The 25,527-nt window shown below is 41.7% G+C and carries 21 protein-coding genes; 14 read left to right on the forward strand and 7 right to left on the reverse strand.

Translation table 11 applies throughout. The annotated features are described in order from the left end of the window. Positions 1-480: 480 nt before the first annotated feature. Positions 481-1,404: a glutaminase B gene (glsB, locus tag MSC25_RS06540; RefSeq protein WP_004588579.1), complete on the forward strand. Its 924-nt coding sequence runs from the start codon at positions 481-483 to the stop codon at positions 1,402-1,404. A 34-nt stretch (positions 1,405-1,438) separates the two neighbouring features. Here glsB and MSC25_RS06545 read toward each other — a convergent pair whose 3' ends face one another. Beyond that, positions 1,439-2,743, reverse strand: a complete 1,305-nt coding sequence (locus tag MSC25_RS06545; RefSeq protein WP_004588578.1) for an inosine/guanosine kinase — start codon at positions 2,741-2,743, stop codon at positions 1,439-1,441. Positions 2,744-2,921: 178 nt separating this feature from the next. On the opposite strand from MSC25_RS06545, the gene tadA reads away from it, so the two are divergent. Then, positions 2,922-3,425, forward strand: coding sequence for a tRNA adenosine(34) deaminase TadA (tadA, locus tag MSC25_RS06550; RefSeq protein ID WP_004588577.1), 504 nt, complete (start codon positions 2,922-2,924; stop codon positions 3,423-3,425). On the opposite strand, the gene MSC25_RS06555 is transcribed toward tadA, so the two are convergent. Together MSC25_RS06555 and mltF are read right to left on the reverse strand one after the other, a co-directional pair. Beyond that, positions 3,422-3,586 carry a hypothetical protein gene (locus MSC25_RS06555; RefSeq protein WP_004588576.1) on the reverse strand — a complete coding sequence of 55 codons (165 nt, stop codon included), beginning with the start codon at positions 3,584-3,586 and terminating at the stop codon, positions 3,422-3,424. The genes tadA and MSC25_RS06555 overlap by 4 nt on opposite strands. A 246-nt stretch (positions 3,587-3,832) precedes the next feature. Beyond that, complete coding sequence (gene mltF, locus MSC25_RS06560; RefSeq protein WP_248442920.1) at positions 3,833-5,341, reverse strand: membrane-bound lytic murein transglycosylase MltF; 1,509 nt, start codon at positions 5,339-5,341, stop codon at positions 3,833-3,835. A 211-nt stretch (positions 5,342-5,552) separates the two neighbouring features. Between mltF and purL the strand changes: the two genes are divergently transcribed. The 4 genes from purL (at position 5,553) to MSC25_RS06580 (ending at position 12,573) form a co-directional block, all read left to right on the forward strand. Beyond that, complete coding sequence (gene purL, locus MSC25_RS06565) at positions 5,553-9,443, forward strand: phosphoribosylformylglycinamidine synthase (RefSeq protein ID WP_248442921.1); 3,891 nt, start codon at positions 5,553-5,555, stop codon at positions 9,441-9,443. 133 nt (positions 9,444-9,576) lie between these two features. Beyond that, positions 9,577-12,033, forward strand: a complete 2,457-nt coding sequence (locus MSC25_RS06570) for a YdbH domain-containing protein (protein ID WP_248442922.1) — start codon at positions 9,577-9,579, stop codon at positions 12,031-12,033. A gap of 2 nt (positions 12,034-12,035) precedes the next feature. Beyond that, positions 12,036-12,233 (forward strand): YnbE family lipoprotein, encoded by a 198-nt coding sequence (locus tag MSC25_RS06575; protein ID WP_004588572.1) that lies wholly within the window; start codon positions 12,036-12,038, stop codon positions 12,231-12,233. Positions 12,234-12,243: 10 nt separating this feature from the next. Next, positions 12,244-12,573, forward strand: coding sequence for a YdbL family protein (locus MSC25_RS06580; RefSeq protein WP_004588571.1), 330 nt, complete (start codon positions 12,244-12,246; stop codon positions 12,571-12,573). Between the two features lie 37 nt (positions 12,574-12,610). Here the strand turns inward: MSC25_RS06580 and MSC25_RS06585 are convergent, their stop codons facing one another. Next, positions 12,611-13,159, reverse strand: coding sequence for a DUF1415 domain-containing protein (locus tag MSC25_RS06585; protein ID WP_248442923.1), 549 nt, complete (start codon positions 13,157-13,159; stop codon positions 12,611-12,613). Continuing rightward, complete coding sequence (waaA, locus tag MSC25_RS06590) at positions 13,156-14,439, reverse strand: lipid IV(A) 3-deoxy-D-manno-octulosonic acid transferase (RefSeq protein WP_248442924.1); 1,284 nt, start codon at positions 14,437-14,439, stop codon at positions 13,156-13,158. The genes MSC25_RS06585 and waaA overlap by 4 nt, the downstream gene beginning before the upstream one ends. Positions 14,440-14,621: 182 nt before the next feature. On the opposite strand from waaA, the gene MSC25_RS06595 reads away from it, so the two are divergent. Continuing rightward, positions 14,622-15,212, forward strand: a complete 591-nt coding sequence (locus MSC25_RS06595) for an SIS domain-containing protein (protein WP_004588568.1) — start codon at positions 14,622-14,624, stop codon at positions 15,210-15,212. Continuing rightward, on the forward strand, positions 15,212-16,651 hold the full coding sequence (gene hldE, locus MSC25_RS06600; RefSeq protein ID WP_096740045.1) for a bifunctional D-glycero-beta-D-manno-heptose-7-phosphate kinase/D-glycero-beta-D-manno-heptose 1-phosphate adenylyltransferase HldE: 1,440 nt from the start codon (positions 15,212-15,214) through the stop codon (positions 16,649-16,651). The genes MSC25_RS06595 and hldE overlap by 1 nt, the downstream gene beginning before the upstream one ends. A gap of 99 nt (positions 16,652-16,750) precedes the next feature. Here hldE and MSC25_RS06605 read toward each other — a convergent pair whose 3' ends face one another. After that, positions 16,751-18,256 carry a capsule assembly Wzi family protein gene (locus tag MSC25_RS06605; protein ID WP_248443200.1) on the reverse strand — a complete coding sequence of 502 codons (1,506 nt, stop codon included), beginning with the start codon at positions 18,254-18,256 and terminating at the stop codon, positions 16,751-16,753. Between the two features lie 211 nt (positions 18,257-18,467). Between MSC25_RS06605 and MSC25_RS06610 the strand changes: the two genes are divergently transcribed. Both MSC25_RS06610 and MSC25_RS06615 read left to right on the forward strand, forming a co-directional pair. Continuing rightward, a complete protein-coding gene (locus MSC25_RS06610) occupies positions 18,468-19,541 on the forward strand; it encodes a glycosyltransferase family 1 protein (RefSeq protein ID WP_248442925.1) in 1,074 nt (357 codons plus the stop codon). Continuing rightward, a complete protein-coding gene (locus tag MSC25_RS06615; protein ID WP_248442926.1) occupies positions 19,538-20,620 on the forward strand; it encodes a glycosyltransferase in 1,083 nt (360 codons plus the stop codon). Before MSC25_RS06610 ends, MSC25_RS06615 begins: the two co-directional genes overlap by 4 nt. On the opposite strand, the gene MSC25_RS06620 is transcribed toward MSC25_RS06615, so the two are convergent. Beyond that, a complete protein-coding gene (locus MSC25_RS06620) occupies positions 20,603-21,331 on the reverse strand; it encodes a 3-deoxy-D-manno-octulosonic acid kinase (protein ID WP_248442927.1) in 729 nt (242 codons plus the stop codon). The two genes, MSC25_RS06615 and MSC25_RS06620, sit on opposite strands and share 18 nt — an antisense overlap. Before the next feature lie 124 nt (positions 21,332-21,455). Between MSC25_RS06620 and MSC25_RS06625 the strand changes: the two genes are divergently transcribed. The 4 genes from MSC25_RS06625 (at position 21,456) to tdh (ending at position 25,517) form a co-directional block, all read left to right on the forward strand. Then, complete coding sequence (locus MSC25_RS06625; RefSeq protein ID WP_248442928.1) at positions 21,456-22,517, forward strand: glycosyltransferase family 9 protein; 1,062 nt, start codon at positions 21,456-21,458, stop codon at positions 22,515-22,517. Beyond that, positions 22,514-23,077, forward strand: coding sequence for a D-glycero-beta-D-manno-heptose 1,7-bisphosphate 7-phosphatase (gene gmhB, locus MSC25_RS06630; RefSeq protein WP_248442929.1), 564 nt, complete (start codon positions 22,514-22,516; stop codon positions 23,075-23,077). Before MSC25_RS06625 ends, gmhB begins: the two co-directional genes overlap by 4 nt. A gap of 168 nt (positions 23,078-23,245) precedes the next feature. After that, complete coding sequence (locus MSC25_RS06635; protein WP_024034359.1) at positions 23,246-24,442, forward strand: glycine C-acetyltransferase; 1,197 nt, start codon at positions 23,246-23,248, stop codon at positions 24,440-24,442. A 49-nt stretch (positions 24,443-24,491) separates the two neighbouring features. Then, the gene (tdh, locus tag MSC25_RS06640; RefSeq protein ID WP_248442930.1) at positions 24,492-25,517 is read left to right on the forward strand and encodes an L-threonine 3-dehydrogenase; all 1,026 of its coding nucleotides are present in this window, start codon (positions 24,492-24,494) and stop codon (positions 25,515-25,517) included. Positions 25,518-25,527: the final 10 nt, after the last annotated feature.

Consider the following 25,527-nt stretch of genomic DNA (forward strand, 5'->3'; position numbering starts at 1 on the left):
CAAAACAGCTCGAAGGCGAGCCCCGGCCAACGATAGTGTAGCATTTGCTATGTGACTCTCCACCGCTGTGGGCACTACGACATTATCAGGAATTAGTTAAGAGAAACCCGTTACAGCGATGTAACGGGTTTTTTGCTGTCTGGAGTTTAATAAAAAGCCAAGATCTCATGCTAACTCAGTCTTTGTAATGCCCGCCCTTGTGAATCCTTTGAGCCATAACATTCATATCCTTATAGAAAGCTAAGCCATTATAGGCAAAGTCAAGGCGCACATAGTGCTCAGTGTAATCAGTTTTTATAGCCCCGCAAAATGATTAAGGCTTATTGCGGATTAGTATTGCTTTGATATAGAAAATATCACTTTGAAAATAAACATTAAGTTCATGCTTATCTGCTATTTTATTCATGTAACATAGCTAGGCGTGCAGAAGTTGTGCGTGTTAAAATCAAATTTTTATAAATGCCAAAATAGAGGTGTCAATTGCCCACTGCTGACTACCAAACTGTACTAGATGAAATAGCACACGAAGTGCGCCCTTTGTTATCACAAGGTAAAGTTGCGGATTATATACCTGCACTTGCTGAGGTTTCTAGCGAGCAGTTTTCTATTGCTATTTATACCACTGATGGCGAAACCATTTGTGCGGGGGATTGCTCAAAACGTTTTACTATTCAGTCAGTTTCTAAAGTAATGACACTTACAATGGCGCTACAGCGCTATGGCGACGAGCTATGGCATCGGGTAGGCAAAGAGCCGTCAGGAACCGCGTTTAATTCTCTTACGCAGTTAGAGTTCGAAAAAGGCGTACCACGTAACCCTTTCATTAATGCTGGCGCGATTGTGACGTGTGATGCTTTGTACAGTCGATTATCAGCACCTCGCCACTCAATGCTTGAAACGTTTAGGTTACTTGCAGGTAATAGTGCAATAGTGATTGATAAAAAAGTGGCTAATTCTGAATACGAGTTTAGGCATAGAAATGCGGCAATGGCGCATTTAATGAAGTCGTTTGGTAATTTTGAGAATGACGTAGATGATGTACTTTGGTCTTACTTTAATTTTTGTGCGATTGAGCTTAACTGTATTGAGCTAGCTAGAGCGTATAACTTTTTAGCGAATAAAGGGGTTGATTACAGCTCGGGTAAGCGCGTTTTGAGTAGTCGCCAAAATAAACAATTAAATTCGATTTTATTCACCAGCGGCTTATATGATGCGGCAGGTGACTTTGGCTACAGAGTGGGAATGCCGGGTAAATCGGGTGTGTCAGGCACTATATTGGCGGTATTACCGGGTAAGTTTACAGTGGCAGTATATTCACCAGGGCTTAATGAATTTGGTAATTCGGTGGCGGGGATAGCAGCATTAGAGCTGCTATCTAAAAAGCTCGATATTTCGATTTTCTAAAATACCGCAATAGGGAGCACGTAAAGCTCCCTATTTATTGGTCCCAGTACACTTGTTCAAGGCAGTCTTCGCGCTCTGGCAACCCACGTGATAAACGTGGAGAGTGCTGCACTAATACCTCGTAACTTGCGCGGTTAGCGTACTTACTAATTTGTGCAAGAGAAGAGTAGGTAATGGCCTTTTGTTCGTGTTTTGCTGAGTTAGCGACATTTAACTTATGATAAACGTTTGCTGATAAATCGTGTAACACGGCAGCCAATGCACAATCGCCAGCACCATTGGTGTTTTTGATTGAATCAGGCCCACCCATGAATGGCGCCGTATGGCTATACGCTTTTATCGGGTTTTCGCAATCGGATTTTTTCATTGCACGAGAAAATTCATAGCGATTAAAATCGGCAATGGCACCTGGTAAAAGTGGGTACTCGGTTGCACGTTTAAAGCTCTCATCAACGTAACCGGCCATAAATAAGCCTTTTTCGCCAGCGGTACAAATAACTAAGTCTACCCAGTCAAGTGCTTTGTCTGCAGCTAATAATGGGTCTTCAAAGCCAGTAATTGCTAGCCCTTCTTCTTCGTTCATGGCAAGTATATCGACATGCTCGTTTACAAAGTTAGCCCACCAGGTTGGATCTTGCTCAATTAAAAACTTAGTGCCGAGTGTTAAAACTACCGGTACACCTGCATCGTTAGCGTATTTAACTGCTTGCATGGTTGCTTCAGTCATTGTTTCATCACCCTGTGTACGCATTAGGTAGGCGCTGATCACAAGTGCTGATGACTGCTCAATTAAGTGTTTATCGATAGACTCAGGCTTTAAGTGATTCATTAAACCGGCGCTAATTGCGAATGTACGCTCGCCTGTTTCATCAATTAAGGTAAAACAACGGCCAATAGGGCCATCTACTGGTTGTAAATAGTCTAAATCAACGCGGCTTGATGTGTTACATAAAAAGCGGTAGGCATAGCTGCCAATTTTTATGTTTTCACTCATAACACCGAGCAATACTGAACGGTCATCTGCTAGTACAGAGTAGTTATGCATTGTGTTACCAATGGTGCCACCGGCAAATTCGTAATCAACCATGTCGTTTAGTTTTAAACGGTCGTAAAGTGCGTTAGTAATATCGCTATCAATAACTTGCGACATTCCTCGGCGAAGTTGAAACTCGTCTAAAAAAGCCTGATCGACTTTGGCTTCAATATCAACAACGATCTGATCGATACCCGTAATGTAGCTACGTTGTAATCGCTCAGTTGCGTTTAGCTGATTAGTAAGTGGATCTTTAGCTTCCACTGGAAAATAATGTTTATGTCTGCGGCGTCCAGGAAATTTCATTTGCTACCTGTGTTGTGAGCTAAATAAAAAAAGCGTGAGATTATAGCGTAAATCACACTCTATGAGCCACGATAAACCACATTATTTTGTTTTATTTTTGCAATAATTTAATCAATTACGCATTTTAAACAGGCAAGTTGATATAATAGCGAGAGAAAATTTATTTAAAGTAAGCACTATGAACGATCTTAAAAGCGATGAGTATTGGATGGAGCAGGCATTAGTTTATGCCAATAAGGCGCAGCAATTGGGCGAAATTCCGGTAGGAGCTGTCCTTGTTAAAGATAACACGCTTATTGCAGCGGGTTATAATCGTTCAATTACTGATAACGACCCCTCTGCGCACGCTGAAATGATTGCAGTTCGTGAAGGAGGGAGAGCTTTAAATAATTACCGTTTAATTGATTGCACTTTGTACGTTACGTTAGAGCCATGCTCTATGTGTGCCGGGCTGTTAGTGCATAGCAGAATAAAGCGCCTCGTGTACGGTGCGCCTGATGCTAAAACAGGCTCGGCTGGGTCTATTATGAACTTATTGCAAGAGCCGAGGCTGAACCATCAAGTAGAAGTATTAGGTGGGGTGCTTGGTCAAACCTGTGGGAGTACTATTTCGGCGTTTTTTAAACAACGCCGAGAACAAATTAAAGCGGCTAAAAAAGCAGCTCGCCAAATTAGTGACTAGTTAGCCTTATCTGAATCTACTTCTATCATTTGCTGCATCGCAAACATACGACGACGCCAAATAATTTTTTTATGTAAGTTACGTAGCATAATACGACGTCTGGTGGCTGTTGAATGAATAATATTGCGTTTTAGTTTTTGCGTGCGTCTACGTTTTAGCATGTGTTCTCCTAATGCGTGAGAGTGAGAAAGGCACAAGATATATATTAAAAATCAGGTAAATATACTATAAACACACATTAGTGATCATTTCATGACAAGTAAACAGATTTTTAATTTAGTTACTACAGTGGTTCGGCCTGAAGTGGAAATTAGCGCCTGGTAAGATGAGAAAATAAGCATTTAATGCCCACATTTTAATGTTTCACAGGCCTGAATAGCCCATTTAAAAACGTAAATATAAACGCTTTACTGAGACTGCTGCGTGTTATTTTCACCTTGCTTACTTTTTTCTTCAGGTGAGAGCGAAGGGGTAGGTTCGGTTTTATCGTTGTTTATACGCTCTTTGCTTGGTTGAGCTGCTTTTTCAACTTCAGGTGCTTCAGGTTCTGATTCAGGTTCTGGCTCTAGGGCGTTATTTTCATCAAGCCATACAAGTGCATCGTAATACCTGCGAATGTTATCAACATATTTTACCGCAACATCGCCACGCGCATAGCCGTAACGGGTTTTACGGTAATAACGTTTTTTGATTAAAAGTGGTAATCGCTTTTTAACATCGGCCCATTTATCAGGGCTCGCCCCTTGTTGTTCGGTAATAATGCGCGCGTCGTTAACGTGCCCCCAACCTACATTATAGGCTGCCAGTGCAAGCCAAGTTCTATCGGGCTGCGGGATTCTGTCGGGGATGCGTTTAACGAGCTTAGCTAAGTATTTAGCTCCGCCACGGATGTTTTGCTCTGGCTCTAACCTATTTGTTACGCCCACCTGTTTAGCGGTACTGCGTGTCAGCATCATAATGCCTCTTACACCTGTAGGCGATTTAGCGCGAGGGTTCCACATAGATTCTTGGTAGCTAAGCGCAGCAAGTAAGCGCCAGTCAAGGCTACCTGCATATTGCTCAAACCAAGGCCTGTAAGTGGGGAGTGTTTCTTTTATAGCTTCTATGTATGCAAGCGTATTAACGTAGTTAAACTGGCGTACGTGCCCAAAGTACTTTTCTTCGAGCACATACAGCTGGTTACTTTGTTTTACGTCACCAAAAAAGGGCACTAGCAGTGCATAAAGCGAATCATCTTTTGATTTATTAAGGATCCAAGCTATGGGGTCATTTCGGGTAACTGAAAAGCCAATACTTAAATTTGGGTGGTAGCGTCTAAACAGCGAAAGCGTGTGTGAGTCGGCGAGGGTGTAATCTATTTCGCCATCGATAACGGCTTGTAAAAGCTCCTCTTCATCGAGTTCTTCGGTTTCTTGCCAAGTTAAATCTGGGTTACTCTTTTTTATTTTTTGTAAGGTTAAAGAGTGGCTACTTTTGGCTATAACGGTAAAGTTTCCATCAAGGTCGTCAAATTCACGTGGGCGAACTCGACCTTGTTTATAAACCAACTTTTGGCTAATTGTTCTGTAAGTGGGGCCATAGCGGTATTGCTGTGCACGCACTTTGTTGTAGGTAAGTCCTGAGGCTATTAAGTCTAAATCACCACTTTCAAGGCGCTCAAACATATCGGATAAATTAAAAAACGGCACTATTTCTAGTTCAACACCTAGGTAGTCGGCAAAAGCTTGAGATAGCTCGTATTCAAAACCTTGCTCGCCTTGCACGGCTTGGTAGTAATTGCTGGCACTGGCAAGGGTACCTACACGTATTTTGTTTTGTGCTTTAATTTGGGCAAGTTGAGTTTGTTGCTCCTGCATATTACACGCACACAACAACATAACTAAAGTGATGATAATTATTAGCTTTTCTTTCAACATTAACCGCCCCATAAAGCTCATACCCCGTTATACCAAAACTTCACTATGGCGTCACTTAGCGTTTAGCTTTTATTGGTAATTTTGCTGCTGTTTATATAAATAAAAAGTTAATTTTCTGAAAAGCGCAATTTGGAGTTAAAACTCGGTGCTACATAGACTATAATGCCCGCCTAAAATATCGTTCAATCCCTAACCCCGGATGAAATTATCTATGTTGATCCTTCGTGGTGCACCAGCACTTTCAGAGTTCAGAGTTAATAAAATTTTAGCGCGTTGCAAACTATCGCAACTTCCAGTCACCAATGTATATGCCGAGTATGCACATTTTGTCGATTTAACCTCGCCTTTGAGTGTTGATGAGCAAACTAAGCTTGAAAAACTACTTACTTACGGTCCAACTATTGCCGAGCATACCCCAGCTGGCACACTTATTTTAGTTACCCCTCGCCCTGGCACCATTTCACCATGGGCATCTAAAGCAACCGACATAGCGCATAACTGTGGCCTTAAACAGGTTCACCGTGTTGAGCGTGGTATTGCTTATTACGTAGAAGGTGAACTAAGTGCAGATCAGCTTGCTCAAGTAACGGCGTTATTACACGACCGTATGACTGAGGCAACGCATAGCGAACTTGCTTCTGCAGCGCAATTATTCCGCAATGACTCACCTCGCGAAATGTCATCAGTTGACATTTTAGGTGGCGGGCGCGAAGCATTGGCTGCGGCAAACGTTGAACAAGGTTTTGCGCTTGCTGATGACGAGATAGACTACTTAGTAGAAAACTTTAAAAAGTTAGGCCGTAACCCTAACGACATAGAGTTATTTATGTTTGCGCAAGCAAACTCAGAGCATTGTCGTCATAAAATATTTAATGCTGATTGGACAATTGATGGTATTGAGCAGCCTAAATCACTGTTTAAAATGATCAAAAATACATTTGAGCACAATCCTGAAAATGTGCTGTCGGCGTACAAAGATAACGCAGCAGTAATGAAGGGCTCAAAAGCGGGTCGTTTCTTCCCGAATGCGCAAGGTGAATATGCGTATCATCAAGAAGACATAGAAATTTTAATGAAGGTAGAAACCCATAACCACCCAACAGCTATAGCACCATTTTCAGGTGCGGCTACAGGCTCAGGTGGTGAAATTCGCGATGAAGGCGCAACAGGCCGCGGCTCTAAGCCAAAAGCGGGTTTAGTTGGTTTTACTGTTTCTAACTTACGTATTCCGGGTTACGAGCAACCGTGGGAAAGCGACTTTGGCAAACCTAATCGTATCGTAAATGCGCTTGATATTATGATGGACGGCCCTTTAGGCGGCGCGGCATTTAATAATGAGTTTGGACGTCCTAACTTATTAGGTTACTTCCGTACTTACGAAGAAAAAGTAACAAGTCACAATGGTGAAGAGGTGCGTGGTTACCACAAGCCTATTATGCTTGCCGGTGGTTTAGGTAATATTCGTGCTGATCATGTTCAAAAAGGGGATATTCCAGTCGGTGCAAAACTTATTGCACTAGGTGGCCCTGCAATGAACATTGGCTTAGGCGGCGGTGCAGCGTCAAGCATGGCATCGGGCCAATCAAACGAAGATTTAGATTTTGCTTCTGTACAGCGTGAAAACCCAGAAATGGAACGCCGTTGCCAAGAAGTGATCGATAAGTGTTGGCAACTAGGGGATGAAAACCCAATTGCGTTTATACACGATGTAGGCGCCGGTGGTTTATCTAATGCGTTTCCTGAGCTTGTAGATGATGGTGGCCGTGGTGGTAAATTCCAACTACGTGATATTCCTAACGATGAGCCGGGCATGGCTCCACACGAAATTTGGTGTAACGAATCGCAAGAACGTTATGTACTGGCTGTTGCTGTTGAAGATTTTGATCGCTTTGAAGCCATTTGTAAGCGCGAACGTGCGCAGTACGCAGTAATAGGTGAAGCCACAGAAGAGCGCCACTTAACTGTTGCCGACAGCCACTTTGATAACAGCCCTGTTGATTTGCCGCTTGATGTATTATTAGGTAAAGCACCTAAAATGCATCGCGATGTAACTTCAAAGCAAGTTACCGGTAAGGCAATTGATGCAGAGTCGATTGATATAGCTGAGGCTGCTCAGCGTTTACTGCGCTTACCTACTATTGCAGAAAAAACATTCTTAATTACCATTGGCGATCGCTCGGTTACTGGTTTAGTAGCACGGGATCAAATGGTGGGCCCTTGGCAAGTACCTGTGGCTAACTGTGCAGTTACCGCAGCAACGTACGACACTTATCACGGTGAAGCTATGTCACTGGGTGAGCGCACGCCGGCAGCACTATTAAATTACGGTGCATCGGCGCGTTTAGCCGTGGCAGAGTCACTAACCAATATTGCCTGTGCCAACATTGGTAGTCTAGAGAACATTAAGCTCTCGGCTAACTGGATGGCTGCAGCCGGTCATCCTGGTGAAGACGCCGGCCTTTACGAAGCTGTAAAAGCGGTGGGCGAAGAGCTTTGTCCTGCGCTTGGTTTAACTATACCTGTGGGTAAGGATTCTATGTCGATGAAAACGACATGGAAAAACGAGGATGATAGTGCTGAGCAATCAGTTACTTCTCCGTTATCACTTATTATTACTGCCTTTGGCCGTGTTGACGACGTGCGTAAAACAGTGACTCCGCAGTTACGTACTGATAAAGGCGATACATCACTTATTTTAGTTGACTTAGGCGCGGGTAAAAACCGACTGGGCGCATCAAGCCTTGCACAGGTTTACAAGCAGCTTGGTGATGTTACTCCAGATGTTGACAGCCCTGAGCTACTGAAAGGCTTTTACAATGCCATGCAAGCACTTGTCGCTGATAGCAAGCTACTTGCTTATCATGACCGCTCAGACGGTGGTTTATTTACTACTGTAACTGAAATGGCATTTGCTGGGCACACCGGTGTGACTGTTGATTTAGCGGGTTTAACAGGCTCAGACCTAGAAGTACTTTATAACGAAGAGCTTGGCGCGGTAATCCAAGTTGCTAACAGCGATTTAGATGCCGTAAATGCTGTATTTGAGCAACACGGTGTTGCTGCAATTAGCCACGTGATTGGCTCGCTTAATAGCGACGATAGCATTGTATTTAACCGCGGTGAGCAAACTGTACTTAATCATACTCGTACTGAATTACGTACTATTTGGGCCGAAACAACGTACCAAATGCAAGCACGTCGTGATAACCCTGATTGTGCTAAGCAAGAGTTTGATGCCAAGTTTGATGCAAAAGATCCAGGCTTAAACGTAAAACTTAACTTTGACTTAAACGAAGATATAGCCGCACCGTACATCGCAACGGGCGCTAAGCCGCAAATGGCTATTTTACGTGAGCAAGGCGTTAACTCGCATTTAGAAATGGCTGCTGCGTTTAACCGTGCTGGTTTTGCCGCTGTTGATGTACACATGAGCGATATCCTCGAAGGGCGTTTAACCCTTGAGCAATTTAAAGGCTTAGTGGCATGTGGAGGTTTCTCTTACGGTGACGTATTAGGCGCCGGTGAAGGCTGGGCTAAGTCTATATTGTTTAACGATATGGCACGCGATCAGTTCCAAAACTTCTTCCACCGTGAAGACACCTTTAGCTTAGGTGTGTGTAATGGTTGTCAAATGTTATCAACATTGAAAGAGTTAATTCCGGGTACTGAGCATTGGCCACGTTTTGTAACAAATAAGTCAGAGCGTTTTGAAGCTCGCTTTAGCTTAGTTGAAATACAAGAAAACCCGTCTGTGTTCTTTAATGGAATGGCTGGGTCGCGTATGCCAATTGCTGTATCTCATGGTGAAGGCCATGCAGAATTTGCAAACGATGCTGCCACTAAAGCTGCGCTTGAAAGCGGCACTGTTGCGGTTAAATTTGTAGATAACTATGGTAACCCGACAACGCAATATCCGGCTAACCCGAATGGTTCACCAGAGGGTATTACCGGTATTACCTCTACTGATGGCCGTGCCACTGTAATGATGCCGCACCCTGAGCGTGTATTCCGCGCTGTTGCTAACTCGTGGCACCCAGATGAGTGGAAAGAGGATAGCCCATGGATGCGTATGTTCCGCAATGCACGTAAAAATGTAGGTTAAAAACGACATATACAAGTTAGATTCATAATCTAGCTGTAAAATAAAAAAGGCTGCACTGTGCAGCCTTTTTTGATTGCGTAGATTTAAAATTACGATAGTTTGTAAGGTATAAATAAAAGCTTATAAGGATAGTATGTTAAAGCGCATTGGTTTAATTATGGGTGCTGTATTGCTAAGTATAGTTTTGCTTGGCTATGTATTTCGTTTGCCACTATTACAATGGGCTGTAGCGCCTGAGCTTGAAAAAGCAGGTGTTACCTTAAGCTGCTTAGATTTTTCGCTTACGAGTAAGTTAAATGTGCACGTACAAAAAGCCTGTTTAAGTTACCAAAATCAAGAGCTTGCTCTTACAGGTATTACTGCTAATACTAAGCATGTTAAAGTTAAACACGCAGTACTTAATGTAAATCCATTTCCTCAAAGTAGTAAAACAAGCACTGCTGCCACAATTTTAGATTTAGCGCTTCCTGAAAAAAGGCCAACAATTACAGTTGAGCATTTAACTATACACAGTGCGCTTTTAAAGCGCCCGCTAATGCTAAATATCACCGAGCCCACGCTTAACCAGTTTGTAGTCAATGGTGATTTAAACGCAAGCGCAACGCTTTACAATAATAAGGTACAAGGGCAGCTTAAAGTTAATGATGGATTATTGAAGCAACTACTTAAAACAGATAATGAGTTATTAAGTGGACTTAGCTTTAATGCAGCGCAGGCATTTAGCTTTAACGGAGTAGAGGCAAGCCTTACTGGTGATTTACAAGCCCAGTATGACTATAAAATACAAAGCTGCGATATAACAAACAGCTCCAAAGGTGTGCTAAGTGCTACCTATAATTTAAATAGCCAAAACCTTGAGCTTGACCCAAGCAAGCTTAAAAACAATGTAAAACTTAGTAATAACTGCCAATCTCTTATTCCTGAAAGTGCCTACAAGTCATTTGCTGTAAAGCAGCTTCCACTTAATTGGCAATGGGCTTTAGCTAAACCAATTAACTTTGCACATAACAACCTAACCTTACCGTTAATAACGCTCAAAAGTGCAGAGCAAGCCAAGCAAAATATAGATATAACGCTTACAGATACGTTTATAAATACTGCTGCACCGTTACAAAGCGCCCGCACACAGCTAAAGGCACAGCTACATACAGATGAAATAGACGCTATAACGCTAAGTACGCAGCTTAAAAACGCTCAATTAAGCGGTAATTATGATATTGCGCTTACCGCTTTGCCTGAATTTTTACCGGCTGAGGCTAAAAATATTAAAGCCAAGGGGGATTTTACAGTTACTCAACTTATTGACTTTAAGCCCGAAGGTAGCGCACGTATTGAGTTAAGCGTTGATAGCGCAGCTGCTTATGGCAGCGCTCTTAACGGCTACACAGGTAACCTTGAAGCAAGTATGAATGAAAAGCTCGATGCAAAAGTAACGCTTAAAAGTAAGCTTAAAAGCGTGCAATACAACGAATATAAACTCACTGGTATTAATAACACCCTTAGTGCAAGGGCAAGCTTAGGTGTGGGTGAGTTATTTGCTCACTTAAATGCAAACACCCAAATAAATACACTCATTAGTCCAAATATCGATTTAAATACAATAAACGTAACGTCAACCGGGCTGCAAAGTCGCGCGCTTGAAGCGTCTCATCATGTATTTGTAAATGGTGTTGAGCTGGTGGCCAATCATCATGTTTCAAAGGTAGCGCATCCGTTTGAAGTGATTATACCGCAGCAAAGTGTGCTTTCGTTAAATTCAATCGTTAGCCAATTTGAGCCGTTAGCTCAGCTAACCCAAGGAAAATTGGGTGGGCGTATAAGTGGTGATGTAAATTTACAAAAAGCAAATTTTACTTTAACGATGACTGATACCAGTGCACTGTATAACGACTACTTAGCTAATCAATTTAGTATGCAGCTAGGTGGGCAGTACGATTCAGGGCAGCTTAATGTTGCCCCTACTACCTTTAATCTTAATGAATTACGTGCAGGCGCTGTAGTTAAAAGTATCACGGGTAATATTAAAGTGGTTAATAATAGCGCGCAGGCCTTTGATGTTGAAGGCGATATTTTTGGTGGTAAATTTTCTTTAGATAAATACACGCTTTTAAAGCAGCAGCAAACAGCTAATGTTACGTTTGAAAATGTTGATGCCAGTAAATTAATAACGCTTGACGATAAGTCGGGTATTACCCTAACAGGTAGGCTAAAAGGGTCGTTGCCGTTTTATTTTGATGACACAGGGGTTGAGGTAAAAAGTGGCAGCCTAACCAATCAAGGCCAAGGGAAGCTTATTATTAGTAATAACGAAGCGTTTGACGCTGTTATGCGCCAGCAACAAGAGTTACAACCTGTGCTTGGGTTGCTCAAAAACCTTGATATACAAAAACTTAATAGTACAGTAGCGCTTAAAAGTGATGGCTGGTTAAACTTAGGTGTTAACTTACAAGGCTTTAATGAGCCAGAGCAGCAACAAGTTAACTTTAATTATAATCACGAAGAAAACGTGTTTACGTTGCTAAGAGCGCTTAGACTGAGCGACGAAATAACGCAAAAAGTTGAGCAGCAATACTCTAAAAAAGGAAACTAATGATGAAAAATTTGTTGAGCATTAAGGCCGTTATTGCACTTGCTGCTATTAGCGCTTTAAGCGCATGTACCCACAGAGTAGAGGTGGCAGCGAAAGAGCCAATAACGATCAATCTAAATGTAAAAGTAGATCACGAAATTCGAGTAAAAGTAGATAAAGAACTCGATAACTTATTCAGTGACGACAGTGAATTATTTTAGGAGCTAAATGATGACTATAAAAAATAAATTAAGTATTGCTACTCTAGTAAGTGCGGTATGTTTGTCGTTTTCGGCGTGGGCTATTAGTTTAGATGATGCTAAAAACCAAGGCTTAGTGGGTGAAGATAGCTCAGGTTACCTAGGGCTTGTTGTACAAAACAGCGAGGCAAAAGCCGTGGTTGAAGAAATTAACGCTAAACGTAAAGCACAGTATTTAAAGCTGGCTAAAAAGAACGATTTATCGCTGGCACAAGTAGAGGCACTCGCAGCAGCTAAAACAATCGAAAAGACCAAAAGTGGCCACTATATTGAAGTGAATGGTAACTGGGTTAAAAAGTAATACAAGCAGCTAAACATATTACTTAAAAACCGAGCGTTTAGGCGCTCGGTTTTTTTATATTTGCTAAAAGTTGCTGCCAAAAGTCGAATCCTTTGCGCCTTGCAAGCTTTATATTGTGCTCTGGTATAGATTCAGGCTCGTTATAGTGTTCAAGCGCTTCGCTCATACTCAGTTCGCGAATTAAATGCAGTGTAGGGTAGGGAGCTCGGTTGGTGTAATTTGCCGCATCATCTTCATCGCTGTCGGCAAACACGTAATCGGGATGAAAATTAGCAATTTGGTATTTACCTTCAAAGCCTTGTGCTACCAGTAAGGCATTGGCTAAATCGACTAAATCTAAAAAGTCTTCAAAATCGCTAAAGCCGTTATCAAACAGTATTAATGTGGTTTCGCGCTCTGGATTTTGATCAAGCTGCACACACTGCTCTAGCATGTCCATTACAGCGTCATCAATTTTTGTTGCAGGGCTAAGCACATAATGAATACAGTTGTTTTCTACTTCTTTACGGGCAAATGGGCAAAAATTATATTTTACAATAACGGATGATACCCACTCGCGGGTTTGGGAGATTGCTTGATGAGTCATGCTTTTGGCTCTAAATACTGATTTATAATGGTTAATGTTTTTTCAATGGCGCCTTGGTTTTTTACTACACATTGCTGCGCTTTAATACCCAAGCTTTGGCACGCTTTGGTGTTTTGGCTTAAATTAATTAATTGTTTAGCAAGCTCATCGGTATTTTCAACAACGACAGCCCCTTTAAGTTTAATTAACTCAGGGTAGATATGATCAAAATTATACGTGTGTGGGCCTGTAATAACACCAACCGAAAAAGCAGCAGCTTCAAGTGGGTTGTGCCCACCTCGGCGAATTAAACTACCGCCTATGTAACTTACATTCGCTGCGCCATATAAACACTGTAGTTCGCCCAGTGTATCAGCTAATAGTACTTGCTCGTTTTGATAGTTATTGTTGCTGCGACGACTAAAGCTAAGTGGGCTTTGAGTTAGCGTATCGGCTACTTTATCAAATTGCTCTGGGTGACGCGGTGCTATAACTAAAAGTGCATTAGGGTATTTTTTTAATAGCTGCTGATGGGCGTTTAATATCATTTCGTGTTCAAGCGGGTGAGTAGAGCCTGCTACCCATACAAAACGTTCTTTGGTTTTATATTCGGCTTTAAGATTTGCAACTTTAGTTAGTTGCTCATTGCTTGGCGTAATGTCGAACTTTATTGAGCCTGTAACATGGCTTTTTGAAGGGGGTAAACCAAGTTCAATAAAGCGCTTAGCATCATTTTTATTATGACTTGCAAGCACTGAAATTGAACGCATAATTATATGCGTTAACCCTGCCACCTTTTGATACCCCTGTTGCGATTTTTCGCTTAGGCGAGCATTAAGCACTAATACCGGTATATTCATTTTATGGCTTATTGCCATTAAATTAGGCCACAGCTCAGTTTCTAAAATACACAGTGCTTGTGGATTCACGCGCTTTAAAAATCGAGCGCTCGAACCAGCAAAGTCTATAGGTAAATAACAACACACCACGGTATTTTTAAATTGTTCACTAATTTGCGCACGCCCGGTAGGAGTATTGCAGGTAATAAGTATATTAAGCTGCGGGTGTTGTTTTTGCAGTGCTTTAATCAGTGGCGTTGCAGCAAGGACCTCACCTACAGAAGCGCAGTGGAACACAACCGGTTTAGCGCTATTATTAAATAAGTGTTTGCTAATAAAACCAAAGCGCTCTTTAAAGTGCGCGCGGTAGCCTATATTTTTTTTACCTCTTAGTACATACAAGTAAAATACAATCAGTGGGCCAATTAAAATTAAAGCGAGTGAGTAAAAAATGCGTGCCATACTGAACTTTTATTAAGGTAAGTGGCGCTAGTTTAACGCGAAAGTGATAATTTCTGAACATGTGAAGCACTAAATTATAATTCAGTTCAGCTATATTCCCATAAAATACACACAACTAAATAAAACTATGGAATAATGGATTTAATTTTTTCCTGCCATTTCAGTTCCTAGAGGAATTTTTCATGTCAATTATCGATTCTGTGGCAACAAGCTACGTTGAAAGTTTAAACCGTCATCAAGCCTTATTTGAAACGATGGAGGCTTATCATCAAGAGTCTATGCAATTATTAGAAGCGTGCCACAGTGCATTGCAAGCTGGTGGTAAGGTTATTTGGTTTGGCAACGGCGGCAGTGCTGCCGATGCACAGCATTTAGCAGCCGAATTTGTTGTGCGTTATAAGTTAGAGCGTGGCCCACTTGCCTCTATGGCGCTGACCACAGATACCTCAATATTAACTGCACACAGTAACGACTACCACTTTGATACGGTATTTGAACGTCAAGTTCAGGCTTTATGTAAACCAGAAGATTTAGTGATTGGTTTAACAACCTCAGGCACCAGCGCCAATATTAATTTAGCACTTGAAGCGGCTAACAAAATTGGCGCGTTTACGGTTGCCTTAACCGGACGCGAGGGCGGTAAAGTAAAAGACATTGCTAAATTGCCCATTATTATAAAAAATGATGAAACAGCCCGTATCCAAGAGGCACATATGTTTATTGGCCACTGGTTATGTGAAGCTATCGATATGGTTGTTGCGGAGCAGCAGTAATGGATTTATCGCTATTAAAAAACTTATCTAAAGCGCGTATTTTAGTTGTCGGCGATGTCATGCTAGACCGATACTGGTATGGCGATACAGGGCGTATTTCGCCTGAGGCTCCAGTACCCGTTGTTAAAGTAAGCAAGTTTGAAGATAAAGCGGGGGGCGCTGCAAATGTTGCAAAAAACATTGCTAGGCTTGATGCCAAAGTGGGCTTACTTGGTTTAATTGGTGAAGATGAAAGCGGGCAAATCTTAGAAACTATTTTAAAGGGTGAAAAAATACATTCACAGCTTGTTAGTGTATGCGATTTACCCACTATTTCTAAAATGCGTGTAATTAGCCGCCATCAACAACTTGTGCGCCTAGATTTAGAAGAGACCTTTAGCGAGCAGCATAGCCAGTTGTTATTAAACCGTTTAGAGCTGGTGCTTGATGATTACGACTTTGTGGTATTTTCTGATTACAGCAAAGGTTCGCTGAGCTTGATTAAAGAAATGGTTAGCGTTGCTAAAGCAGCGGGTAAAACTGTACTTATAGATCCTAAATCGCCCGATTTACACTTATACGAAGGCGCAGACTACATTACCCCTAATTTACATGAATTTAATTTGGCTGGGGGTAAAACAGGCTCTGAAGAAATATTAGCACAAAGCGCGCGTGAGCTAATTAGTAAAAATGGTATTAAAGCTATGCTACTTACACGCTCTGAGCAAGGTATGTCATTAATTAATGCCGATGAAAAACACGACTTTGCAGCGCAGCAGCTAGAAGTAAGTGATGTAACTGGCGCAGGCGATACTGTTATAGCCACGCTTGCGGTGATGCTCGGGGCAGGTATGGAGCCTAAAGATGCGGTAGAAATTGCTAATTTAGCCGCAGGCATTGTAGTAAGTAAGTTGGGTGCGGCAACGGTTTCACCAGAAGAGCTTAGCCAAAAGCTTGGCCAATACCTGCACATCAATGGCGAGCACTACCAAACTCCGTTTGACGATGTATTGCAACACATTGAGTTTGCGAAACAAAATGGCGAAACGATAGTGTTTACCAATGGCTGTTTTGATATTTTACACGCAGGCCACGTACGCTATTTAGCCCAAGCCAAAGCGCGTGGAGATAGGCTCGTTGTTGGTTTAAATAATGATGATTCAATTACGCGTTTAAAAGGCCCTGAGCGCCCTATAAATCCACTTGATGAGCGCGCAATGGTATTAAGTGCACTTGCCTCTGTAGATTGGGTAATTCCCTTTGGCAGCGCGGACGAAAACGACACTCCCGCTAAATTAATCGAGCAAATAAGCCCCGATATTTTAGTTAAAGGTGGTGATTACACCGTAGAGCAAATAGCTGGCGCCGATCATGTGCTACGCCATGGCGGCAAAGTAGAAGTGCTGACATTTTTAGATGGTTGTTCAACCTCTAAGGTGATTAGCAAAATAAAGCAGTAATATTTGCTGATTAAATAAAAAAGGGTTGAAAACTGCGTTTTCAACCCTTTTTTTGTTATAAATAGCTGGCTTTAAAATACTATATTTTAAATATACGGTTTAAAAATTATATTCGTACTTAGCAAACGCTGATGTGTCGTTTTCTGCGCCATCGTTGTTTGATGCAAAAGCGCCGAGCGTTAAGCGCCCACCCATAGCCAGCTGCCTGTAGCGTAGCTCAACTTGTTTTGAGTTATAACCGGTTTTGGTAATTGTATTACCTAAATCGGGGTTGCTAGGGTAACGGTCGCGATTATCGCTGTTGTAATCCACACTACGTAGTTTTACTTGCCAGTCATCGCCATTTGAAAGCTGACCTAAAAGTGTTAATACCACTGACTGCGCATCGTTATCAAAAGTTGAGCCAATAGTGCGGCCGTGGTAACGATAGCCTGATTTATAATCGGAGTGTTCATAGTAGCAGTTTTCATTGGTTGATTCGGCCGAGCACGATACACCTGTGTCTATGTATTCAACGTTAACGAGCACATTTTGATTGTAAATGCGCTGCGTAGTTTGTACGCCAAATAAGTACGCTCTGTCGGCTGGTTTGAATTGCGAGCTGGCATCTTCGCCAATTGTACTTGCGTAGATTGCATAGGGGTGACTAAATAAAGTGTCAGACCAACGCACATCTATGCCTGCAAGCTGATTACCAATTTTAGACTCCAGTGAGCTATCACAACTTTCATTGCCATCAATACAATTAGTTTGCCCAGTAATAACATCAATAAAATCACCTGCTGAGCTTGGTTGGCCTTCACCGGCCCACTGCGCAGACCAACTTAAAGCAATTTCAAGCTGTTGCATCGGGCGAAAGTTAACACGGCTGCTCCAAAGCAGCGCATCAGGAATAACACGGGTCGATTCTAACTTTGCCATTTGCGCGGTAAAGCTCCATTGCCCAAGCCAACTTAACCAAGGCGTTTCAAACGCTGTGCTTTGTTCACGGGTTACACTTAGTGCCGGCAGTGGCTTTGCATTACCCGACATAATTAAACTGTTATCAACACCTGGGCCCCAAAACTGCTCTACGGCACCGGCTCTAAAAATCCAATTGCCCAAGCGGTAGGCTAAGTAGCTATCGTCAAATGAGGTATCGTTACAATCTTCAAGTGCTTGTTCGTTAGTGGCTATATCATCGGTTGTTTTGCCATCAACTAAGCATTGCTTACCATCGTTACGGTAATTAATGGCTACCTTCGCCGCAAAGTTATCGCCAAGGTAGGCGTAGGCCGCAGAAAGCTCAGATTCTTGTGTGTTGGTTGCCCCAAAGCTGGTGGCTATAATTGGGTCTGATGCGGCAAACGCTGAGAGTTGTACACTGTGCGAGCTACTGTTTTCTGACTTATAACGATGTTTTACACGAAGCAGTGCATCTTGCAGGCTGGGAGATAAAAGTTCAAGCTTGCTCGATTCTAGCTCGCCAATAAAGCTTTTCCACATTAGCGGGTAGGTGGTTACAGGCGCTAAAATAACACCGGCATCGGCCAGTTGTTGAATGTCGGCTCGTAGACCGTAATCGTCTGGCTTTACCCAGGGCTCTGCTGTTACTGATGCGCTCATAGCGCAAAAAAGAGAAGAAAGTAGAAAGATTCTGTTTCGCAAAGTTCAGATCCTTGTGATTAAGATTGCGGCTAAGTTTACCAATCTAACATGGCTATTGCAGTAAATAATCTATTTTAGGGCGTTAAATTTGTGTATAAAAATGTAACCTAGCTATCGTAAAAACAATGGGATTGATATACTGCTGCGCAAATAGGAAATAGAGAATGCAATGAGCAACAAACGACTTTTATTTATACCCGTATCATCGCCACAAGGAATAGGTGAATACATGCGCTCGTTGTTGCTAGCCCAAAGCCTTGAAAGTGAATGTCTAGGTTCACTTACTATCCATTTTGTTTTAAATAAACACACGAACTACGCTAAAAACTGCCCATATGATACCACCTTGCTTGAGCGCTCTGCGACTAAAGAGCGCGATAAAGTGTGTGAAGTTATAGCCGATTTTAAACCTGACATTGTAATATTTGATTGTGCAGGGCGCGCTGCTCACATGAAAGCTGCAAAAAAAGTGGGTGCCAAAGTGGTGTTTATTTCTCAGCATGCGAAAAAGCGAGCGAAAGGTTTAAAACTTAATCGTATCAACCTAATTGATAGCCATTGGGTGGTACAGCCCGATTACTGCATTGAACCGCTTAGCTGGGCTGAAAAAGCTAAAATAGATATGTTTTCTTTGGCTATGCCTAAAAATGTGGGCCCTTACATAGCATTTTCATCAGCGTGCGATACCAAACAGGTGTTAAAAAAATATCAGCTTGATGAACAAAGCTACTTTATTGTGAGTGCAGGCTCTGGCGGTCATGTACTAGATAATCAAAACTGTGCAGATGTATTTTTTGCCGCCGCAGAGCAAATTTCATTGCAAACAGGGTTAAAGGCGGTGGTGGTATTTGGCCCTAATTATGATAAAGCGTTGCCAGCATCAAATACTGTTATAAATTTGGATACGTTGGAAAATAGTGAGTTTTTGTCGCTTATGGAGCAAGCTAAATTTGCGTTGTTAAGTGCTGGCGACACCCTATTGCAGGCGATTGCTGTTAAAACGCCTGCTGTGGCATGCGCTATATCAAAAGATCAAACACAGCGCCTAGCAAGTTGCGCCACAACTGGCGTGGTAATTAAAGCAAACTTTGAGATTGAAGACATAGTAAATAAAGTCAGTGCTTTACTAATAGAGCCGCATTTTAACCAGCTACTAGAAAAATATTCTTTGCTTGAAAGCGCCCATAGCTATGAAGAAATAACGCAAGGGGTTAAAAGCATGCTGATGGTTGCCGATAGATGAATATAGTGATTGTAATAGACTCGTTAGCGGGTGGCGGCGCCGAAAAAGTGATGCTAACCCTTGCTCAGCAGCTAGTAAAAACGCATAGCGTTACTATTTTATCGTTGGCTAATAAATATGAATACACGATCCCTGCGAATATAAAGGTTGAAAGTTTATTCAGTGATAAAGCCACTAAAGTGGATCGCTTTTGGAAAATAAATAAAAGTATAGCAAAGCTAGAGGCGTGGTTTAATAACAAACAAAAACAAATTGGCCCCATAGATTTAGTGCTTAGCAATTTAGATAGAAGCAATAACTTATTGGCTAAAAGCCAAATTAAAAATGTTCACTTTGTTATGCATAACTCTGTTAATGCAGAGCTGGCGAGGCAAAAAAAGTTAGGCCCGTTTTCTTATCACTATCTTAAAAAGTCAAAGCAAAACTTAAACGGAAAATCCTTGGTGTGCGTGTCTAAAGGGGTAGAGCAAGAAATTACCCAAGGGCGTTTAATTAGCCCAAGCGCCATCACAACTATTTATAATCCCTTTAATTTAGTGGATATAAAGCGGCTCTCAAATGAGGTTAATACGCAAATTCCACAATCGCCGTATGTTATTCATGTAGGGCGATTAGCTAAACAAAAGCGCCACGATATTTTATTTGCGGCATTTGCAAAGCTTGATAAAAAATACAAATTAGTCCTTTTATGCAATAAGCCTAGCAAAGCATTTAAGCTTGCAAAAACGTATGGTATTGAGAAACAACTTATAGTGCCAGGGTTTGAACAAAATCCGTATAACTGGATTAAGCAGGCTGAGGCATTAGTATTAAGCTCTGATTTTGAAGGGCTCCCTACAGTGTTAATTGAAGCATTAGCTGTTGGCACGCCTGTAGTAAGTACTAACTGTACGTTTGGGCCGAGCGAAATTTTAACAAACGACTTGGCTAAATATTTAGCGCCTGTAGGGCATAGCGATGAGCTAGCGGCTAAAATTGAGCTGGTTTTAAACACTAAGCCTAATGTAGATAATGCCGATATTTTACAAAAGGTAACGGCTGAACAGGTTGCTAAGCAATACCTAGCTTTGTGTGGTTAATTGCCCTTTATAAATAGCCAATAAAGTTTGCCAGTCATTGCTTTGCCAATAAAAAGCGTTGTTACGTCCTTGCTCTTTTAAAAATGAGCGCTCTAAACGTGCCATATTACTTTGTTGCCATTGATTGTTAGGTGGTTTTATTTCGCCGCGATCAAAGTCGATAATATAAACCTCGCCCGTTTCATTAAATAAAATATTATTTATATTCAAATCGGCGTGGTACACACCTTTTGAGTGAAACAGCGCAACAGTATTGGCAATGCGCTTGAGCTCATTTTCTGTTAGTGGGCGTTCAATTAAAATATCGAGCAGGCTTTTAGCCCCTTTTACAGCCTCTGTAATTATATCGCCACGATAAATTAAGCCTATGGTTGTTACCTTAGCGGCAATGGGTTTTGGCACATTTAAGCCAAGCTCAATAAGCCTTATCATTAAGCTGAACTCTTTATACACACGGGTGTTTTTAAGTCCAGGGTAGAGGTACTGATCGCTTAACAACTTGCCAACTAAACCGCCACGCCAATAGTGCCTAAGTACAGCGGTTAAACTATCGTGTTTAAAAAACCAGGCTGTGGCGCGGCCTTTTTTAGCACCGACTATTTTATTTTGCTGTTGCCAATAATCTGCATTGAACCAGTTTAAATCAACCTCGTTAAAATAATCTGGGTGGCTTAAAATAGTGTGCTTACCTTGCGTTAGTGTTTTAAACATAGCTCGTTAAAATAATTCAATAATGCGTGTATATTAACGTGTTTTATAGCGCAGCATAAGTGCTTGCATTAGTGCGAGTATAATTTAAGATCGCAGTCTATTATTTAAAGCCAAAGTGGAACGCGTGACTCAAGTGCCTAATTACTCCTCAATTTGTATTTTAAGACTCTCTGCCATTGGTGATGTGTGTCATGCCGTTAGTGCTGTACAAGCCATTCAAAAAGCACACCCCAATGCAAAAATAACGTGGGTAATGGGTAAAATAGAAGCCATGTTACTTGCCGATTTACCTGGGGTTGAGCTGGTGGTTTTTGATAAAAAACAAGGTAAGGATGCACTTAAAAAGTTAACACATTCTTTTAAAGGGCAGCAGTTTGATGTGCTGCTTAATATGCAAGTCGCATTAAGAGCTGGCTTTGTTGCACGTTGTATTCCGGCTAAAGTAAAAATAGGCTTTGATTGGGCACGTTCAAAAGAATTACATAGCTTGTTTATAAATAAACGAATAGCCCCACAAAAAGAAGCGCATGTGCTAGAGGGGTTTAAAGGCTTTGCGGGTGCCATTGGAGTTAAAGACTATTCACCTACCTGGGATATGCCTTACACCTTAGCGGATGAGAACAAAGCAGATGAGCTATTAGGGCCTGCGCATTTGGCAAATAAGTTATTGGTAATATCGCCAGCGGCCAGTAAAGCACAGCGAAACTGGTTGCCTGAGCGCTACGCTGCCCTTGCTGATTACGCGCATGAGCAAGGCTTTAACGTGGTACTAACGGGCGGCCCAACTGAGCTTGAGATTAATTTAGCTAATCAAATTATAAAACACAGTCACTGCACTATTTTAAACTTAGTCGGTAAAACAAAACTTAAAGAGCTGCTATGTGTACTTAAGCGCGCTGATTTAGTTTTAGCCCCCGATACCGGCCCAGCACATATGGCGGTAACGGTAGGTACGCCGGTTATTGGTTTATATGCGCATTCTAATCCTGCACGTACAGGGCCTTATTTATATCAAGACTACGTAGTTGAGGTGTATCATCAAAACCTGCTAAAGCAAACGGGTAAAACAGCTCAACAATTGCCTTGGGGTACGCGCGTTAAGGGAGATGACCTTATGAGCCAAATAAGCGTAGACAGTGTTAAAACTATGTTTGATCATGTGGTACAAAAAGAGTCTATAAAATGAGTGTAACAGAAAAAAACAAAGCACTTTTTTTAGACCGAGATGGCGTGGTAAATATTGATCATGGCTATGTGTATCAAAGTGAAAAATTTGAATTTATAGACGGTGTGTTTAGTACCTGTAAAGCATTTTATGATGCAGGTTATAAAATTATCATAGTGACTAATCAATCAGGAATAGGGCGAGGTTACTACACTGAAGATGACTTTTTAGCTTTAACTCAGTGGATGAAAACACAATTTAGTAAGCACAATATTAAAATTACAGATGTGTATTTTTGCCCGCACCATCCCAAAAAAGCGATGGCGCAATATTTAAAACAGTGCCAGTGCAGAAAGCCAGATCCAGGTATGCTGTTACAAGCTATGCAAGAGCATAATATTGACCCTTCGAGCAGTGTTATGGTGGGTGATAAGCTTAGCGATATGCAAGCGGCACAAAAAGCGGCTATTAGCACGCGAGTGCTAGTTCGCTCTGGCCAACAATTTGACGAAACCGCAAAACAATACGCCGATTTAGTGATTGACTCTATTAACGATTTACCAGCACACTATTTGGTATAAAGTGCGTTTATATTTTCGCAACTAAAGTGTTAAGTATTGCTGCCATTACCTGTATTAGCGACGAGCTGCAAACAGTGCATTTTACTTGTTAAACTTTTACAATACACCTCAACATAAACAGTGGCTTTAATGTTGTTGTTTACCCGTTCATTTAATTGGAGACTACAGATGAGAGCATCTGCTTTTTTTAGCCAACTACAAGAGCAAATTGAAGACGTTAAAGCGCAAGGTTTGTATAAAAGTGAGCGTATTATTACCTCGCAGCAACAAGCTCAAATAGAAGTTGCATCTGGCGATAAAGTTATTAATTTTTGTGCTAACAATTACTTAGGCTTAGCAAATAGCCCTGAGCTAATTAAAGCAGCGCAAGGTGGTTTAGATGACCATGGCTTTGGTGTTGCTTCAGTACGTTTTATTTGTGGCACGCAAGATATTCATAAAACACTAGAGCAAAAAATTAGCGCGTTTTTAGAAACCGAAGATACAATTTTATACTCGTCTTGTTTTGATGCTAACACGGGCCTATTTGAAACTATTTTAGGCGCTGAAGATGCTATTATTTCTGATTCTCTAAATCACGCATCAATTATTGATGGCGTACGCTTATGTAAAGCTAAGCGTTTTCGTTATGCTAATAACGATATGGAGGATCTTGAAAAGCAACTTATTGCAGCTGATGAAGCGGGTGCTAAAACAAAGTTAATTGCCACCGATGGCGTGTTTTCGATGGATGGCGTAATTTGTAACCTTGAAGCTGTGTGTGACCTTGCTGATAAGTATGATGCATTAGTGATGGTTGATGACTCACATGCGGTAGGCTTTGTTGGCGAAAACGGTAAAGGCACGCCTGAGTACTGTAATGTGCTTGACCGTGTAGATATTATTACCGGCACGCTAGGCAAAGCTCTGGGCGGTGCATCAGGCGGTTATACATCAGGTAAAAAAGAAATTGTTGAATGGCTACGTCAGCGTTCGCGCCCTTACTTATTCTCAAACTCATTAGCGCCTTCAATTGTAACTGCATCAATTAAAGTACTCGAAATGCTTGAAAATGGTGGCGAGTTACGCGCTAAACTTTGGTCAAATGCTAAATATTTCCGTGAGCAAATGGAAGCCGCTGGCTTTACGTGTGCGGGTAAAGATCATGCCATTATTCCTGTAATGCTTGGCGATGCTAAAGTTGCTTCATTAATGGCGGATAAACTACTCGCTGAAGGCATTTATGTAACCGGCTTTTCGTTCCCTGTTGTGCCAAAAGGCCAAGCGCGTATTCGTACACAAATTTCTGCTGCGCACAGTATTGAACAACTAGACACCGCAATTGCTGCCTTTACCCGTATTGGTAAAGAAATGGGCGTTATTTAATTTTTTATAAACCGAAGTATTGCTTCGGTTTTTTAGTTGAGTGTTAACTATGAAAGCTTTATCAAAATTAAAAGCCGAAACCGGCATCTGGATGACCGACGTACCCAAGCCTGAAGTAGGGCATAACGATCTACTCATTAAAATTCGTAAAACCGCGATTTGTGGCACCGACGTTCATATTTATAAATGGGATGAGTGGTCACAAAAAACCATTCCGACCCCTATGGTTGTAGGCCATGAGTACGTGGGTGAAGTGGTTGATATGGGCCAAGAAGTACGTGGCTTTGCAGTAGGTGACCGCGTATCTGGCGAGGGACATATTACGTGTGGGCATTGTCGTAACTGTCGTGCTGGTCGTGTGCACTTGTGCCGAAATACAACCGGTGTGGGCGTTAACCGCGAAGGCGCATTTGCAGAATATTTAGTTATTCCGGCCTTTAATGCGTTTAAAATTCCTGACAATATTTCTGACGAGCTTGCGTCTATTTTTGACCCGTTTGGTAATGCTGTGCACACCGCTTTATCGTTTGATTTAGTGGGTGAAGATGTGCTTATTACAGGGGCAGGACCAATTGGTATTATGGCGGCGGCCGTTGCTAAGCATGTGGGTGCTCGCCATGTTGTGATTACCGATGTTAACGAATACCGTTTAGAGCTTGCGCGTAAAATGGGCGCTACACGTGCCGTAAACGTTGCGAATGATAAACTTGAAGATGTAATGAATGAGCTAGGTATGACTGAAGGCTTTGATATTGGCCTTGAAATGTCAGGTGTGCCAAGCGCCTTTAATTCTATGTTAAATAACATGAACCATGGTGGCAAAATTGCCATGCTGGGTATTCCGCCATCAGATATGGCCGTAGATTGGAATAAAGTTATATTTAAAGGCTTAGTGATCAAAGGTATATATGGTCGCGAGATGTTCGAAACGTGGTACAAAATGGCAAGCTTGATTCAATCAGGCCTTAATTTAGACCCTATTATTACGCATCAATATTCGGTAGATGACTACCAAGCTGGCTTTGATATGATGATTTCAGGTCAATCTGGTAAAGTAATTTTAAACTGGGAATAGTTTAAAGTTT

The sequence above is a fragment of the Pseudoalteromonas sp. 1CM17D genome (assembly GCF_023161805.1).
In the GTDB taxonomy this organism is placed as follows: Bacteria; Pseudomonadota; Gammaproteobacteria; order Enterobacterales; family Alteromonadaceae; genus Pseudoalteromonas; species Pseudoalteromonas atlantica.

Bases quoted from the DNA above. Each gene is read 5' to 3' on its own strand.
- MSC25_RS06545 (WP_004588578.1), bottom strand. From the start codon at position 2,743: ATGAAATTTCCTGGACGCCGCAGACATAAACATTATTTTCCAGTGGAA.
- tadA (WP_004588577.1), top strand. From the start codon at position 2,922: ATGAACGATCTTAAAAGCGATGAGTATTGGATGGAGCAGGCATTAGTT.
- MSC25_RS06555 (WP_004588576.1), bottom strand. From the start codon at position 3,586: ATGCTAAAACGTAGACGCACGCAAAAACTAAAACGCAATATTATTCAT.
- mltF (WP_248442920.1), bottom strand. From the start codon at position 5,341: ATGTTGAAAGAAAAGCTAATAATTATCATCACTTTAGTTATGTTGTTG.
- purL (WP_248442921.1), top strand. From the start codon at position 5,553: ATGTTGATCCTTCGTGGTGCACCAGCACTTTCAGAGTTCAGAGTTAAT.
- MSC25_RS06570 (WP_248442922.1), top strand. From the start codon at position 9,577: ATGTTAAAGCGCATTGGTTTAATTATGGGTGCTGTATTGCTAAGTATA.
- MSC25_RS06575 (WP_004588572.1), top strand. From the start codon at position 12,036: ATGAAAAATTTGTTGAGCATTAAGGCCGTTATTGCACTTGCTGCTATT.
- MSC25_RS06580 (WP_004588571.1), top strand. From the start codon at position 12,244: ATGACTATAAAAAATAAATTAAGTATTGCTACTCTAGTAAGTGCGGTA.
- MSC25_RS06585 (WP_248442923.1), bottom strand. From the start codon at position 13,159: ATGACTCATCAAGCAATCTCCCAAACCCGCGAGTGGGTATCATCCGTT.
- waaA (WP_248442924.1), bottom strand. From the start codon at position 14,439: ATGGCACGCATTTTTTACTCACTCGCTTTAATTTTAATTGGCCCACTG.
- MSC25_RS06595 (WP_004588568.1), top strand. From the start codon at position 14,622: ATGTCAATTATCGATTCTGTGGCAACAAGCTACGTTGAAAGTTTAAAC.
- hldE (WP_096740045.1), top strand. From the start codon at position 15,212: ATGGATTTATCGCTATTAAAAAACTTATCTAAAGCGCGTATTTTAGTT.
- MSC25_RS06605 (WP_248443200.1), bottom strand. From the start codon at position 18,256: ATGAGCGCATCAGTAACAGCAGAGCCCTGGGTAAAGCCAGACGATTAC.
- MSC25_RS06610 (WP_248442925.1), top strand. From the start codon at position 18,468: ATGAGCAACAAACGACTTTTATTTATACCCGTATCATCGCCACAAGGA.
- MSC25_RS06615 (WP_248442926.1), top strand. From the start codon at position 19,538: ATGAATATAGTGATTGTAATAGACTCGTTAGCGGGTGGCGGCGCCGAA.
- MSC25_RS06620 (WP_248442927.1), bottom strand. From the start codon at position 21,331: ATGTTTAAAACACTAACGCAAGGTAAGCACACTATTTTAAGCCACCCA.
- gmhB (WP_248442929.1), top strand. From the start codon at position 22,514: ATGAGTGTAACAGAAAAAAACAAAGCACTTTTTTTAGACCGAGATGGC.
- MSC25_RS06635 (WP_024034359.1), top strand. From the start codon at position 23,246: ATGAGAGCATCTGCTTTTTTTAGCCAACTACAAGAGCAAATTGAAGAC.
- tdh (WP_248442930.1), top strand. From the start codon at position 24,492: ATGAAAGCTTTATCAAAATTAAAAGCCGAAACCGGCATCTGGATGACC.